This is a genomic window from Streptomyces sp. NPDC091371, assembly GCF_040684275.1.
Taxonomy (GTDB): Bacteria; Actinomycetota; Actinomycetes; order Streptomycetales; family Streptomycetaceae; genus Streptomyces.
This window is the reverse complement of the sequence record NZ_JBFBFP010000004.1, coordinates 183,809-197,789: the sequence shown is the minus strand read 5'-3', so window position 1 is coordinate 197,789 and position 13,981 is coordinate 183,809. Positions and strand designations below refer to the sequence as shown.

10 protein-coding genes are annotated in these 13,981 nt (G+C 72.7%); 2 read left to right on the top strand and 8 right to left on the bottom strand.

Features of this window, described 5'->3' with window-relative positions; all coding sequences use genetic code 11:
• Positions 1 to 4 precede the first annotated feature (4 nt).
• Positions 5 to 2,140, top strand: coding sequence for a bifunctional serine/threonine-protein kinase/ABC transporter substrate-binding protein (locus AB0O21_RS07740; protein ID WP_365167513.1), 2,136 nt, complete (start codon positions 5 to 7; stop codon positions 2,138 to 2,140).
• Here AB0O21_RS07740 and AB0O21_RS07735 read toward each other — a convergent pair.
• From AB0O21_RS07735 to AB0O21_RS07715, 5 genes are all read right to left on the bottom strand, one after another.
• The gene (locus tag AB0O21_RS07735) at positions 2,133 to 2,747 is read right to left on the bottom strand and encodes an LPXTG cell wall anchor domain-containing protein (RefSeq protein WP_365167511.1); all 615 of its coding nucleotides are present in this window, start codon (positions 2,745 to 2,747) and stop codon (positions 2,133 to 2,135) included. The two genes, AB0O21_RS07740 and AB0O21_RS07735, sit on opposite strands and share 8 nt — an antisense overlap.
• A 105-nt stretch (positions 2,748 to 2,852) precedes the next feature.
• Entirely contained in the window at positions 2,853 to 4,925 is a 2,073-nt protein-coding gene (locus AB0O21_RS07730) for an RICIN domain-containing protein (protein WP_365167509.1), read from the bottom strand.
• A 326-nt stretch (positions 4,926 to 5,251) separates the two neighbouring features.
• Positions 5,252 to 6,061, bottom strand: coding sequence for a Cof-type HAD-IIB family hydrolase (locus tag AB0O21_RS07725; RefSeq protein ID WP_365167507.1), 810 nt, complete (start codon positions 6,059 to 6,061; stop codon positions 5,252 to 5,254).
• Positions 6,062 to 6,155: 94 nt separating this feature from the next.
• Positions 6,156 to 7,154 (bottom strand): family 1 glycosylhydrolase, encoded by a 999-nt coding sequence (locus tag AB0O21_RS07720; RefSeq protein ID WP_365167505.1) that lies wholly within the window; start codon positions 7,152 to 7,154, stop codon positions 6,156 to 6,158.
• Positions 7,054 to 7,497, bottom strand: coding sequence for a PTS transporter subunit EIIB (locus AB0O21_RS07715; RefSeq protein ID WP_365167502.1), 444 nt, complete (start codon positions 7,495 to 7,497; stop codon positions 7,054 to 7,056). Before AB0O21_RS07715 ends, AB0O21_RS07720 begins: the two co-directional genes overlap by 101 nt.
• A 643-nt stretch (positions 7,498 to 8,140) precedes the next feature.
• On the opposite strand from AB0O21_RS07715, the gene AB0O21_RS07710 reads away from it, so the two are divergent.
• Complete coding sequence (locus AB0O21_RS07710) at positions 8,141 to 10,018, top strand: DNA/RNA non-specific endonuclease (protein WP_365167500.1); 1,878 nt, start codon at positions 8,141 to 8,143, stop codon at positions 10,016 to 10,018.
• A gap of 138 nt (positions 10,019 to 10,156) precedes the next feature.
• Here the strand turns inward: AB0O21_RS07710 and AB0O21_RS07705 are convergent, their stop codons facing one another.
• From AB0O21_RS07705 to fusA, 3 genes are all read right to left on the bottom strand, one after another.
• Positions 10,157 to 10,933: a polysaccharide deacetylase family protein gene (locus AB0O21_RS07705; RefSeq protein ID WP_365167498.1), complete on the bottom strand. Its 777-nt coding sequence runs from the start codon at positions 10,931 to 10,933 to the stop codon at positions 10,157 to 10,159.
• A 100-nt stretch (positions 10,934 to 11,033) separates the two neighbouring features.
• Positions 11,034 to 11,576, bottom strand: coding sequence for an FABP family protein (locus tag AB0O21_RS07700; RefSeq protein WP_365167760.1), 543 nt, complete (start codon positions 11,574 to 11,576; stop codon positions 11,034 to 11,036).
• 117 nt (positions 11,577 to 11,693) lie between these two features.
• Positions 11,694 to 13,751, bottom strand: a complete 2,058-nt coding sequence (gene fusA, locus AB0O21_RS07695; protein WP_365167496.1) for an elongation factor G — start codon at positions 13,749 to 13,751, stop codon at positions 11,694 to 11,696.
• Positions 13,752 to 13,981 lie beyond the last annotated feature (230 nt).

Genomic DNA, 13,981 nt, shown 5'->3' with positions numbered 1-13,981 from the left:
GCGGATGCGCCCCCTCCTGCCCGCCGATCCGGCCGCGATCGGCGGAAACCGGCTGCTGGGCCGCCTCGGCTCGGGCGGCATGGGCACCGTCTACCTCGGCCGTTCCCCCGCCGGGAACCTGGTCGCGGTCAAGGTGATCCGCGCCGACCACGGCGCGGACCCCGCCTTCCGCGCCCGGTTCCGCCGCGAGGCGGAGGCCGCCGCCGGGCTGACCGGGCGCTGGGTGGTCCCGGTGGTCGCCGCCGACCCGGAGGCCCGGGAGCCCTGGCTGGCCACCCCGTTCGTGCCCGGCCCGGCCCTGTCCGAGGCGGTGGGCGGCTACGGTCCGCTGCCCGCCCGGAGCGTACGGATCCTGGGCGCGCGGCTCGCCGAGGCCCTCGCCGAGGTGCACGCGGCCGGGCTGGTCCACCGCGACGTCAAGCCGGGCAACGTACTGCTCGCCCCGGACGGCCCCCGCCTCATCGACTTCGGGATCGCACGCGCGGCCGGCGCGCCCACCCTGACGGCCGCCGACGCGGTCGTCGGCACCCCCGGCTACCTGGCGCCGGAACTGGCCCGCGCGGGCGGCCCCCCGCCGGGCCCGGCCGGCGACGTCTTCTCCCTCGGCTGCGTCCTCGCGTACGCGGGGACCGCGCGGGGCCCCTTCGGCGGCGGACACCCGGCCGCCGTGGTCTTCCGTACCGTCCACGACGAGCCCGAACTGGACGGGCTCCCGGCAGAGTTGCTGGAGGCCGTGGGCGCCTGCCTGGCGAAGGACCCGGACGTCCGGCCGACGCTCGCGGAACTCGCCGCCCTCCTCGGAGACCCTCCGCAGGAGGCCGCCGGCGCGGACTGGCTGCCGGCCCCGCTGCCCCGGCTCATCGCCGAGCGCTCCACCCGGGCCCTGGACCTCCCCGCCCCCGAGCCCACCCGGATCGACACCCCGCAGGTCCCGGCGCGCGGCCTCACCCGCAGGCGGCTCCTCGCGGCGGGCGGGGCCCTGGTCGTGACCGGCGCGCCGATCGCCTGGTTCAGCACGCGCGGGAACGGCGGCGGCAAAACCCCGGCCGGGTCCGACCGGGACCTCCCCGTCCTCACCCTCGGCCTCCAGGCCGATCTGACCGGGCCCGGCAAGGCCACCGGCCAGGCGCACGAGCGCGGCATGCGGCTGGCCGTCGACCGGCACAACGCCCGCAAGGACGCCGTGTTCCGGCTGGCGCTGCGCGTCGCCGACGACGGCGGCGACCGGGGGCGCGCCGCGCAGGCGGTGAAGGAACTGGCCGCGGACCCCGCCGTGGTCGCCCTCACCGGGCCCACCTGGGAGGCCGCCGTGCCCGACCTCGCAGCCGCGAGCAGCGCGGCCGGTCTCACGCAGCTGCTCGTGTCGGTGGCAGGCCCCGGCGACGCCCGGATCCAATGGCGGACGCTCTGCGGCACCCGCCCCGCCGAGGACGCGTTCGCCGAGCCGTTGATCCACTACCTGACCGTGGTGCGGCCCTCGCGCCGCACGGCGCTCGTGGAGGAAGCGGCCGGCGCGGGAGCGGCCTGGCAGCTCAGCCGCGAGCTCCAGCAGAGCCCCCCGGCGGCGGGCTCGGTGAGCGTCCACCGGATGCCCGAAGGCGGCTCCGACTTCGCGGGCGTCGTACGCGCGCTGACCGATGCCGGAGCGGAGGGCGTCGTCTACGCGGGCACCTCTCCGCAGCGCGCGGCCGGCCTGGCCCGTGCCCTGACCGATGCCGGGTTCCGGGGCCCCCGGGTCGGCATCCAGTACGTCATGGAGCCGGAGTTCCTGACGTCGGCCGGCGGCGCGGCCGAGGGCTGGGCGTTCAGCGCCTTCTTCACCGACCCCGTGGCCGTGCCGGCCGCCGCCGAGTTCGTGTCCGCGCACCGGGCCGCGTACGGAGAAGCGCCCGCCCGCTGGGCCACCGAGGCCTACGACGGCGTGGGCCTGGTCGCCGACGCGCTGACAGGGCTGGCGGCGGAGGCCCGTGACCGGGCGGGCCTGGCCCGAAGGATCTTCCGTACCGCGCACGAAGGCCTGGCCAAGCCGCTGGCCTTCGACGCCGACAGCCACGAACTGCCCAGGAAGCGCACGTCCCACCTCTACCGCGTCGAGTCGGGCGCGTACCGCTACCTGGGCTTGTACTCCGAGGTCACCTGAGCCGGAGCCTGCGCCTGCGGCGGATCAGGATCCCGGTGGCCGCCCCCGCCAGGGCGAGTACCGCCACGCCGGCCGTCGTCCACCACAGGCCGCTGTCGGTGCCGGTGTCTTCGGTGCCAGGCTCCGGGGTCGGGGCGGGCGCGGTGACGGGCGCGGCCGGGGTGGTGGCCGCCGGGGGCGCGGTGGAGGCGGCAGGGGTGCCGGTGGTCGGCGCCGGGTCCACCACCGGTACGGCGACCTCGAGTTCGCCGTGGCCGAGCGCCGGGAAGCCCACGTCCACGGTGACCTTCCAGGAGCCCGGCGGCAGAGCCTCCGCCGTGGTCCACGCGGCCCGCGAGGCGCCGGTGTCGCGGACCAGGCGCCAGGGCCCGAGCGTGCGCGAGCCGTCCGGGTTCGTCGCGTTCACGGTGGCGGCGACGGCCTCCTCGACGGCGTCCCCGTCGTTCTCCCAGGTGATGTCCGCGGTGACCCGGCCCTCCCGTTGCCCGGTCACCACCACCTTCACGGTGTCCCCGTGGGCGTGGGCCGCGACGGGCGTCAGGAACATGAGGCCGAGTACGGCGGCCAGGGCGGTCAGTACGGTCGGGGAAGCGATCTTCGTGCGCATCGTCGCGGTGCTCCGCTCGGGAAGAGGGGTCCGGCGGACGGCCGCCGCGCGGGGCGGCCGTCCGCCGGGTGGATTTCACGGCAGCGGTGGATCAGCTACCGGCCGTCAGCCGGCCTTCTGGAGGGTCCAGACCTGGGTCGCGCGGCCGTCCGCGCGCTGGAGGTCGAGCAGCCAGTTCCCGTAGTAGGGGCGGCTGCTCACGGTGAGGGCGAAGCCGCCGCTCGGGTCCGTGACCGTCACCGCACCGGACTTCGACGTGACCCGCCAGGCCTGCGCGGCGCTCCCGCCGCACGGCTCCTGGGCGACCCACATGCCCGCGGCCGGGGTACCGCCCGGCTGGAGGCACTTGCCGGAGACCGCGGACCGGATGCGGACCTGCCCGCCGCCCGCGTCGTCGAAGTACCACTGCTGCTGCGCGTACCCGTTGGCGCGGGCCCCGACGAGGACCGTGCCGTCGGCGGTGCGGCCGCCCCACAGCTCGGCGGCCATGCCGGTGCTGCCGTTGCCGAGCGTGTACTTCGTGCCGGGGGTGGTGGTCGCGCCGCCGCCGCCCGTGCCCGACGCCGTGCGGAAGGAGGTGGTCTTGCCCGGTCCGCTGTCGCGGCCCGATCCGTCGCGTACGGACACGGCGACCTTGTACTCGGTGTCGGGGCGGAGGTTGTAGATGCGCAGCGACTGGGACTGGACCCAGGTCAGGTGCTTGCCGTTCAGCAGGACCTGGTACCAGGCGGCGCCGTCGACCTTCGGCCAGCTGACCACCACGGAGTCGGACCGGATCTGGCCCGCGGTCACCGCCGGGCCCCCGGTGGGCTGCTTCGTCGGGCTCGACGTGGGCTTCTTGGTGGGGGTCGGCGTGGGGGTGGGGTCGGTGCCGCCTCCGCCGCCGCCCTTGGAGCGCATCAGGAACTGGTTGTCGGCGATGTTCCAGTGCGTGGCCAGGTAGCTGCCGGCCTTGGGGCTGGTGTGGAAGTAGTCGTCGTGGTTGCAGTCGAGGATGTTCTCCGACGCCTGGTTGGTGCAGATGTTGCGCATCTGCGGGTAGTACGGGGTGTCGGAGTAGCACATCACGTCGAACTCGTCGGTGCAGTGCGCGCCGCGGCTGGTGTTCGGGGCGCTGTTGTTGACCGCGCCCAGGTTGTGGCCGAGTTCGTGCGCGGCGGTGTGGCCACCCCAGCAGCCGGAGTCCGTACGCCCGTAGGAGGGGCCGAAGTTGCTCTGGTTCGCCTGGCCGGGGCGCTCGTCGCCGTTGAAGGTGCCGATGCCGCAGTAGACCTGGGCGTCGGCGAAGATCATGTACTTGCGGTCGCGGCGGTCCAGGCCCTTGCCGGCCAGCGCGGAGTTCGTCGCGCTGAACTCGGCCAGCGCCGAGGCCGGGAGCTCGATGTTCAGCACCGTCGGGGTGCAGTCGGCGGCCGTCACGTACCGGATGTGGCGGACCCCGCCGGTCTCCTGGGCGCTCGTCGCGTAGATGAGGTCGGCGTCGGCCGCCCACTTGCGGAACGAGGCGGCGTACTCGGCGTACCGGTCGCGGCCGGGGGCGTGCACGTACACGACCTGGACCCGGTTGCCAGTGCTGCCGTCGCCGTCGCACTGGACGGTCTGCCCCGCGGGTCCGGCGGCGACGGTCTGACCCCCCGCCGGGGCGGCGGGGGCGTCGGCCTTGGCCTTGGCGGACCCGGCGTCGGCGGCGGCGGGCGCGTCCTGAGGACGCCCGCCGCCTTCCGTGGTGGCCGGGTCCTCCACGGAGGGGTGGGAGGGATCGGCGGCCGCGGCCGTCTGCTTGACGGCGGGTGGGATCTCCTTGGCGATGTCGACGCCCTGCGGCGGGGCGTCGGGGCCGTGGGTGCACAGGCCGCCCTGGGTGCGGTACACGCCCACGCACCGGTCGCCCTTCGGCGCGGCCTGGAGGCCGTCGTAGACCATCCCGCGGGCGCTCTCGTTGGCGGGAGCGCCGGACAGCGGGGCCGGCTCCTGGTCCCGGGCGGGTTCGGCGGCCATCACGGCCGTGTCCGTACCGGGGCCCGCGGCCTGTCCGGGGGCGGCGGCCTCGGCGCCGTCGCCGAGTCCGGAGTAGGCGATGCCTGTGGTGATCACCGCCGCCGCGGCCATGGCGGCGGTGAGGAGTATCAACCGCCGGGGTTTGCGGCGGTGTTCGCGTCGTCTGCGTCGTCCTGTCATGGGCACCTCAAGTCGTTGGTCGGATGACTGGGTGCGCGGAAGCCTGCCAGACGAATGTGCCGGAGAATTCGGACAAAGGTGAGAGGTGCTCAAGAAATCGTTCTGTTACCTGATGCTCAAATGTGATGAACAATCAACTGCCCATTAAACAAGGCGAGTTACGCGCGTCGCATTGGATTGGTCCAGTCCTTCTCCCGGCTTTCGTTATCGAATCGAGATAGAGCGGGTTTGCTTGTTGACGGGAATTCAGTCAGGGATTCATCCAATTACTACCTGCCGAATTCCCGCCGTTACGACCCGTGAGTAACCGTCAGCCCCCGCCGCCCTCACACCCGCCCGCACTGCTCCAGCACCACCGCGACCCCGTCCTCGTCGTTGGTCGCGGTGACCTCGTTCGCCACCGCCTTCAGCGCCGGGTGCGCGTTGGCCATGGCCACCCCGTGCCCGGCCCACGCGAACATCGGGATGTCGTTGGGCATGTCGCCGAAGGCGATCGTGCTCGACGCGTCGGCCCCCAGGGCCTCCGCGGCCAGCGCCAGCCCCGTGGCCTTCGACAGCCCCAGCGGCAGCAGTTCCACGCACCCCGGTCCCGCCATCACCACGGTGACGAGCTCACCGGCCGCCTCCCGGGCGGCGTCGGCGAGTTCGTCGTCGCTCAGCTCCGGATGCTGGAGCATCACCTTGCCCACCGGGCGGTCCCACAGCCGTGCCACGTCCTCGACCCGTTCCGACATCTCCTCGGCGAGCGGCATCAGTTCAAAGCCGGGGCCGGCCACCACCGGGTCCTCCAGCCGCTCCGGGATCGCGGCGAGCGCCAGCGCGCCGGTGCGGTCCGCCACCTTCGCCACCGCCGCCCCGGCCACCGCGCGGTCGAGCCCCACGGAGCGTACGAGGGTGTGGCTGCCCGCGTCGTACAGCTGGCCGCCCTGGCCGCAGACCGCGAGGCCCCGGTAGCCGATCTCGTCGAGCGTCGGCTTGGCCCACTGCGCGGGCCGCCCCGTCACCACCACGTGCCGGGCCCCCGCGCCGGTCGCGGCGGCCAGGGCGGCCTTGGTCCGCGCCGAGACGGAGTGGTCGCTGCGGGCGAGGGTCCCGTCGAGGTCGGTGGCGATGAGGCGGAAGGGGAACGCGGTCACGGCTGGTCTCTCCAGTTCGGTGGGGGGAAGGGGAGGGCGGAACCCGGGTGGCCGGCCCCCTGCTTGGAGGGGGCCGGCCACCCGGGCAGGGGTCTCAGCTCTCGCCGTTGGACTTGATGAGCTGCTGGTACCAGAAGAAGCTGTCCTTGCGGATGCGCCGCAGCTCCTTGAGGTCGAACTCGTCCCGGTCCACGTAGATGAACCCGTACCGCTTGGCCACGCCCTGGTGGGTGGAGATCAGGTCCATCGCCGACCAGGGGTGGTAGCCGATGACGTCGACCCCGTCGGTGACCGCGAGGCGCATCTGCTCGACGTGCTCGGCCAGGTAGTCGATCCGGTAGCCGTCGTGGATCTCCCCGTTCTCGACCGTGTCGTAGCCCCCGAGGCCGTTCTCGGTGACCATGACCGGCAGCCGGTAGCGGTCGTACACGTCGCGCAGCGTGGTCCGGAAGCCGATGGCGTCGATCTCCCAGCCGAACTCGGTCGTCGCCAGGTTCGGGTTGCTCACCGCGCGGAAGACGCCCGGCTCGCCGACCGCGAGCTGCTGGTCGCCGCCCTCGAAGGTCACCTCGCCGTTGTCCAGGGGGGCGGCCACCGTGGCGGTGGTGTAGTAGTTGATCGCGACGAAGTCGGCGCGGGCGGCGGAGAGGGTCTCCAGGTCGCCTTCGGCGAGTTCGGGGGCGATCCCCTTCTCCGTCATCCAGGCCCAGGCGGTCGGGTTGTAGGTCCCGTACGCCGCCATGTCGAGGTACAGCCAGTTGCGGATGGCGTTGTAGTCGGAAGCGGCGAGGACGTCCTCGGGCCTGCTGGACGCCGGGTAGACGACGGAGATGTTCGGCGCGGGCCCGATCTTGGCGGCGGCAGCATGTCGTGGCAGAGCTTCGTCACCCGGGCCTGGGCCAGCATCATGTGGTGGTTCTGCTGGTACAGCTCGCGCTGCGGGTCGTCGGAGACGGTCCCGGCGGTGCCGATGGCGGCGCCGTGCAGGATCATCATGTTCTGCTCGTGACGTCGACGAGCCGCGCGAGCGGATTGCCGCTCCGCCGGGCCCCGCCCCTGCTCCCGCCCTTGGCCGCGCCCGACCGCTCCCCAAGCCCGGAGATCTTGAGGATCTCCCCGTGGGCCTTGGCCACATCGTTCCCGATGACCACCTGGAACTGACCGCCGCTCTCGACGACGGTGATCACACCCGGGGCTGCCTCGGCGGTGGCCCTGTCCGCTTTCGAGGGGTCCTTGAGGACGAAGCGGAGGCGGGTGGCGCAGTGTGCGAACGAATCCACATTGGATTCACCGCCGACAGCCTTGAGGACGGCCGGGGCCGTCTGTGCGTAATCCACGATGAGCTCTCCCTGCATCGCGCCGGAGTTCCGCGGGACGCCTTCGTCCCGAGGTGCCACCAGTCTCGACGAGGCAAAGAAGAGGTAAAGGAAGGCCAAGGTCCCGAGTCGGACACCCCTTCGGCTCCTCTTTGCCGGCCGGGGACGGACGCGAACTGGCCCGGCTTCCCCTGGACAGCGCGGCCTCCGGTTCGCACCACCTGTCCCACCCGGACGGCATCCACCTGGGTCTGTGCATCGGCATGGGTCAGGGCGGCATTCCGCTCCACTGGGCGCGCTGGGATGGCAGCACGCTGACCGGTTGGGACCTCAACCGGACCATGGACCGCATCCTGATGGACGTTCACCCCGGGATTCCGGGCTTCCTGACGGTCGAGCACTACGGAGCCGACCTGAGCCTGCACGCACTGGACGGCGCCGTGCTCGCCGAGGCGGCGCCCGAGCTGTCCGGCGGTCGCGCGTCCGCTCGGAGACGGCACCTGGCTCACCTTCGACGGCGGAAGCGGGGCGCCCCTCCGGCAGGGGTGGGACGGCCGGTCCTGACCGACGATCAGAGCCGGCCCGCCGGCAGCCGGACCGGCGGCCGGAACCCGTCCGCGGCGCGGGGGCCCACCCGCGCTCGACGCGCCCGGCGACCCCCGCGGTCGTACGCTGGAATCGTACGTATGGGCGGGAAGCCCCAGGCTGTTCGCGTCGAATTCAACTACCTCGGGGGAAGTCACTTGCCCGAAGGGAGCCCCCGATGGCTACCAAAAAGCGTACGTCCGCCAAACCGAAGGCGGCCACGTCGGCCGACGGGGAGGAACAGCTCGTCACTTCGCTGAAGCAGTTCATCCGTACCCGCGGGTCGGGCTACCTCAAGGACCCCAACGTGTCCTCGATCGGCATCGGCTACAAGGAGAAGGACGGGAAACGGGGCAAGGAACTGACCCTCCAGTTCACGGTGGACCAAAAGGTCAGGCCGGAGCTCGTGGGCGATCTGAGCAGCGTGGCGATACCGAAGCTCATCGACATAGGCGGCGGCGTCAAGGTGCCGACCGACGTCGTGCAGCGCAGCTACAAGCCGCACTTCCTCGTCGTGGCCGAGGAACAGACGCCGGAGCGGCAGAAGCGCGTCGTCCCGGTCCGCCCCGGTGTGAGCGTCGGGAACGTCAAGGTGTCCGCCGGAACCCTCGGGTGCATCGTCTTCGACAAGAACGACGGATCCACCTGCCTGCTGAGCAACTGGCACGTGCTGAACGGCCGCAAGGGCAAACTCGGCGACGACGTCGTGCAGCCCGGGACGGCCGACGACAGCCGCCTCGCCCTGAACCGCCTCGGCTCCCTGCGCCGCTCCCACCTCGGCAGGATCGGGGACTGCGCCGTCTCCACGCTCACGGACCGCGAGTTCGACACGGACATCCTCGACCTGGGTGTCACGCCGGCGAAGCTGGGCGAACCGCAGATCGACGACAAGGTCGTCAAGAGCGGGCGTACGACGGGAGTCACGCACGGGGTCGTGACCCGTCCCTTCGCCAAGGTCAGCATCGACTACGGATCCCCGGTCGGGGTGCGGGAGATCGAGTGCTTCGAGATAAGCCCCGACCCCGGCAAACCCCCGGACGGGGACGAGATCAGCCTGCCCGGAGACTCCGGATCGGCGTGGATGTTCACCACGCGCACCGGCAAGCCCACAGACGTCCTGGCAGGGCTGCACTTCGGCGGTGAGGGGGACGCGGACCCGGAGGACCGGGCGCTGGCCTGCTTCCCGCAGGCGGTCTTCCAGGAGCTGAAGATCACCCTGGACCGGCCGGCCCTCGAATCGCTGGAAGCCGTGACGGGCTACGACCCGGGCTTCCTCTCCGTCCCCGTGGGGACGCCGCAGCTCAATCCGTCGATCAAGGCGGACGCCGTCCTCCTCGACGGGTCCGAGGTGATCCCGTACACCCACTTCTCGCTGGCGCTGAGCAAACCGCGGCGCTTCGCCTTCTGGGTGGCGTGGAACATAGACGGCGCGACACTCAAGAAGCTCAGCCGCAGCGGCATCGAGTTCGTCAAGGACCCGCGCCTGCCGGCCACCGCACAGGTCAGCAACGAGCTGTACAAGGACAACCGGCTCGACCGGGGCCACATCGCCCGCCGCGCCGACCTCCTGTGGGGCGCGCTGCCAGAGGCGGAGAAGGCCAACAAGGACTCGTTCTTCTACACCAACATCACCCCGCAGATGGACGACTTCAACCAGAGCGCGCGCAACGGCGTCTGGGGAAGGCTGGAGGACGCCGTCTTCGAGGACGTCGACGTCGACGACCTCAAGGTGAACGTGTTCGGCGGCCCGGTCTTCCACGAGGACGACAGCGTCTTCCGGGGCGTCCAGCTGCCGCGGGAGTTCTGGAAGGTCCTCGTCTACTCCGAGGGCGGAACGCTCAAGTGCAAGGCGTTCCTGCTGACCCAGAGCCTGGCAGTGGCCGAATCGCTCGAACTCGACGAGTTCCGCGTCTTCCAGGTGAAACTGGGCGAGGTCCAGAAGCGGGCCCGGATCCGCTTCCCCGCCGTCATGGCGGACGCGGACACGCTGGTGGTGCCCGAGTCGCTGGACGACCGGACGCCGCTGGAGAGCCTGGCCGACATCGACTGGTCTTGAGACGGCCGGGTGGACCTGTACGCGTCGCACCTGGAGGAGCCCTCGCCCACGGCGACGAGCACGTGATCAAACCGACCGACACCGCGCTCGACGTCGGAGATGACCGGGCGCTCGCCGCCGCCCTCCGCTCGGCCGAACTCAGCGAGCCCTTGCGGAGGTGAGGAGTTCGCGCAGGTCGATGACCTCGTAGCCCGCGTCCTGGACGGCGTCGATGATGCGGGGGAGTGCCAGCGCGTCGAGGACGACACCGTCGCCCGTGCTGCCCACGTGCATCTGGAGGATCGCGCCGGGAGCGAGCGCGTCCACGGCCCGCTCGACCGCCTCGTCGACGCTCATCCCGCCGTCCGGGCCGAGGTAGCCGTTGGTGTCGGTGGTGAACTCGATCGCCGCGTAGCCGAGGTCGTTGACGTCGGCGACGGATTCCTCGGAGGTGGCGCTGTAGGGGAACCGGAAGAACGGCAGCGGCTCCGCACCCGACGCCGCACGGATCGCCGCATCGGCGCGGCGCACCTCCTGCGCCCGCTCCTGCGTGCTCAGGTCGTCGAAGTAGGGATGGCTGTGGGAATGGTTGCCCAGGCCGTGCGCGGCGCCCATGGCGCGCACCGCGGCGGGGTGCGCCTCGGCGAACAGGCCCGTGGGGAAGAACGTCGCGGAGAGCTTGCGGCGGCGCAGCTCGCCGAGGACGGTGTCGATCCCGCTCTCGTCCCAGGCGGCGTTGAAGGTCAGGGCGACGACCTCGCGGGAGGTGGGGATCCGGCGGATCTCCTCGCCGAGGAGCTCCGCGGGCGGCCGCGGACCCGCGAGCACCGCAGCAGCCGGGTCTGACGCCGACGCCGATGCGACCGGACACGGGGCGAGCCCCGCGGCCGCCAGCGACAGCGCCGCCAGCGCGGCGCGTCGTACCGGATCCACCATCGTCGCTCCCTCCAGCCCGGCCGCCGCGTCACGGCCTGCGACGACTATGGAGACCCCGGGCCGCGGTGCCCGGCAGGCCGTGCCGGGCACCCGGGTGATCTCAGACGGGCATCCGGCGCAGCCGGGTCGTGAGGTGGTGCTGCAAGGGCTGACCCACCGCCGCCATGTCGTGCGTGACCGTCATCTCGCCCTCGCCCAGGGCGTAGTGGCGCCGCGTCCCAGTGACCTCCTTGGCCAGCGGGGTGAGTGCCACGTCCTTCGTCTCGATCTCGATCTCCGTGTCCGAGACCCGTCCGACGTACGTCTCGACGATGCCGGTCGGGTGCGCGAGCACAACCTCCAGGGTCGCGTCGGGCGTCACCCGCCACCAGCCCGCCTCGCGCCCCGCCGGGCGGACGGGAGCACCGGACCCGTCGATCAGCCACGCGCGTGCCTCGTAGCGCAGGAACGGCCGGCCGTCGTGGCTGAAGGTGACCTCCTGCTCGTACCGGAAGTCGCTCTCCAGGGTCGGGTACTGGCCCTCCCCCCGCCCGTGCCAGCGCCCGATCAGGGGCAGGACGGGCTTCAGCAGCGGGTGCGGCTCGGGCCCCTCACCGAGGACGTGGGTGTCAGGGTACGGATTGTCCTGCGCCGACTCGAACATGTTCACCTTGCCTGTGTACGAAGATCCCCGGGCTCCGCAGCCTAACGCCCGGGCACCGGCCGGACCCGCCCGTCCCGAGGACCGGGACGGGCGGGTCGGACGAGCGGCTGCCGCCGGCTACCGGGTCAGCACCACCCCGGCGACCGAGGCCGGAACCGGTGCCAGACCGGCCGGCCGGGTGGTGAAGGTGCCACGGCCCTGCGTGCGGCCGCGCAGCCGGGACGCGTAGCCGAACAGCTCGGCCAGCGGCACGGCCGCGGTCACCACCGCGGCCCCGGATCCGGCGGTGGAGGCCGAGACCCGGCCCCGGCGTGCCGCGAGGTCACCGAGGACGCCGCCCACGGCGTCCTCGGGGACGCTCACCGTCACCTCCACGACCGGCTCCAGCAGTTCCACCGTGCTCGCGCGCAGCGCCTCGCGCAGACCGAACCGGCCCGCGGCGCGGAACGCCGGCTCCGAGGAGTCCTTGGAGTGGGTCGCCCCGTCCGTGAGCGTGACCCGCACGCCCGTCACCGGGTACCCGCCGAGCGGTCCCTCGGCGAGGGCGTCCCGGCAGCCGGCCTCCACGGCACGCGCGTACTCCTGCGGCACGCGCCCGCCGACGACCACCGACCGGAACTCGAAGCCGCCCGCCTCGCCCAGCGGCTCGACATCGAGGACGACGTGCGCGAACTGCCCGGCGCCACCGTCCTGTTTGACGTGCCGGTAGACCAGGCCGGTCACCCCGCGCACCACGGTCTCCCGGTACGACACCTGCGGCCGGCCGACGTCGACCTCCACCCCGTGACCGCGGCGGACCTTCTCCACCGCGACCTCCAGGTGCAGCTCGCCCATCCCCGACAGCACGGTCTGACCGGTCTCGGCGTCGGACCGCACCGCCAGCGAGGGATCCTCCTCGACCAGCCGTGCCAGCGCCGCGGCCAGCCGCCCCGTGTCCGTGCTGCGACGGGCCTCGACCGCCACCGACACCACCGGGTCCGCCACCGACGGCGGCTCCAGGACCAGCGGCGCCCCCGGCGCGCACAGGGTCGTGCCCGCCCGGGCCGCCTTCAGCCCGATCACCGCGACGATGTCACCCGCGCTCGCCTCCTCCCGCTCCTCGTGCCGGTCCGCCTGGACCCGCAGGATCCGGCCGACCCGCTCGGTGCGGCCCGTCGCCGGATCCAGGACGGACTCGCCCTTGCGCAGCGTGCCCGCGTAGACCCGTACGTAGGTGAGCCGGCCGGTGGCCGTGGCCGTCACCTTGAAGGCGAGGGCCGCGAACGGCTCCGCCGGGTCGGGGGCGCGCTCCTGCTCCGCGCCGCCCGCCACCGTCCCGCGCACCGGCGGCATGTCCGCCGGCGAGGGCAGGTACGCCAGTACGGCGTCCAGCAGCGGCTCGATCCCGCGGTTGCGGTACGCCGAACCGCACAGCACCACCACGGCATCCCCGCGCAGCGTCAGCTCCCGCAGCGCGCGGATCAGGGTCCGCTCGGTCAGCGCCGACGTCGCGCAGAACTCCTCCAGGGCCTCCGCGTGGAGCTCCGCCACCGCCTCCTCCAGCGCCCGGCGGCGCCGTCCGGCCTCCTCCCGCAGCGACTCGGGGACGGGACCGGCCTCGTACGCGTCGGACCCGGCACTCCAGAGCAGTGCGCGCATCCCCAGCAGGTCGACGACCCCGGTGAAGGCGTCCTCGCGCCCGACGGGCAGCTGCACCACCAGCGGAACGGTGCCCAGCCGCTCCCGGATCGAGGCGACGGCCGTGTCGAGGTCGGCGCCCGCCCGGTCCAGCTTGTTCACGAACGCGATCCGCGGCACGCCGTACCGGTCGGCCTGGCGCCACACCGACTCGCTCTGCGGTTCCACTCCGGCGACGGCGTCGAACACCGCGACGGCGCCGTCCAGCACGCGCAGGGAGCGCTCTACCTCGTCGGCGAAGTCGACGTGGCCCGGAGTGTCGATGAGGTTGATGCGGTGTCCACCCCAGGAACAGCTGACGGCCGCGGCGAAGATGGTGATGCCGCGATCGCGTTCCTGGGCGTCGAAGTCGGTGACGGTCGTGCCGTCGTGGACCTCGCCGCGTTTGTGGACGGCGCCGGTCGCATACAGGATGCGTTCGGTGATAGTGGTCTTGCCGGCGTCGACGTGGGCGAGGATGCCCAGATTGCGGACGGCGGTGAGAAGGGTGCTGCGCATGGCCCGAGGCCTTTCGGATGACGAGGGAGAGGGCAGCGCGATTCCCGGACGCGCACCTCGCCCGCGCCGGCCGGACGGCCGCACGGGGAGGGCGAACTCAGCTGTGCGTCACGGGCATACGGTGCCGGCCGCGCGGCCGGCACCGCACGCTCCGAGACACCGGGATCACGTCGTACCGGGAACGGGGAGCGAAAGCGGCGGTGCGGTCAACGCACATGGCTCGGCTCCCC

Bases quoted from the DNA above. Each gene is read 5' to 3' on its own strand.
- AB0O21_RS07740 (WP_365167513.1), top strand. From the start codon at position 5: ATGCGCCCCCTCCTGCCCGCCGATCCGGCCGCGATCGGCGGAAACCGG.
- AB0O21_RS07735 (WP_365167511.1), bottom strand. From the start codon at position 2,747: ATGCGCACGAAGATCGCTTCCCCGACCGTACTGACCGCCCTGGCCGCC.
- AB0O21_RS07730 (WP_365167509.1), bottom strand. From the start codon at position 4,925: ATGACAGGACGACGCAGACGACGCGAACACCGCCGCAAACCCCGGCGG.
- AB0O21_RS07710 (WP_365167500.1), top strand. From the start codon at position 8,141: ATGGCTACCAAAAAGCGTACGTCCGCCAAACCGAAGGCGGCCACGTCG.
- AB0O21_RS07705 (WP_365167498.1), bottom strand. From the start codon at position 10,933: ATGGTGGATCCGGTACGACGCGCCGCGCTGGCGGCGCTGTCGCTGGCG.
- AB0O21_RS07700 (WP_365167760.1), bottom strand. From the start codon at position 11,576: ATGTTCGAGTCGGCGCAGGACAATCCGTACCCTGACACCCACGTCCTC.
- fusA (WP_365167496.1), bottom strand. From the start codon at position 13,751: ATGCGCAGCACCCTTCTCACCGCCGTCCGCAATCTGGGCATCCTCGCC.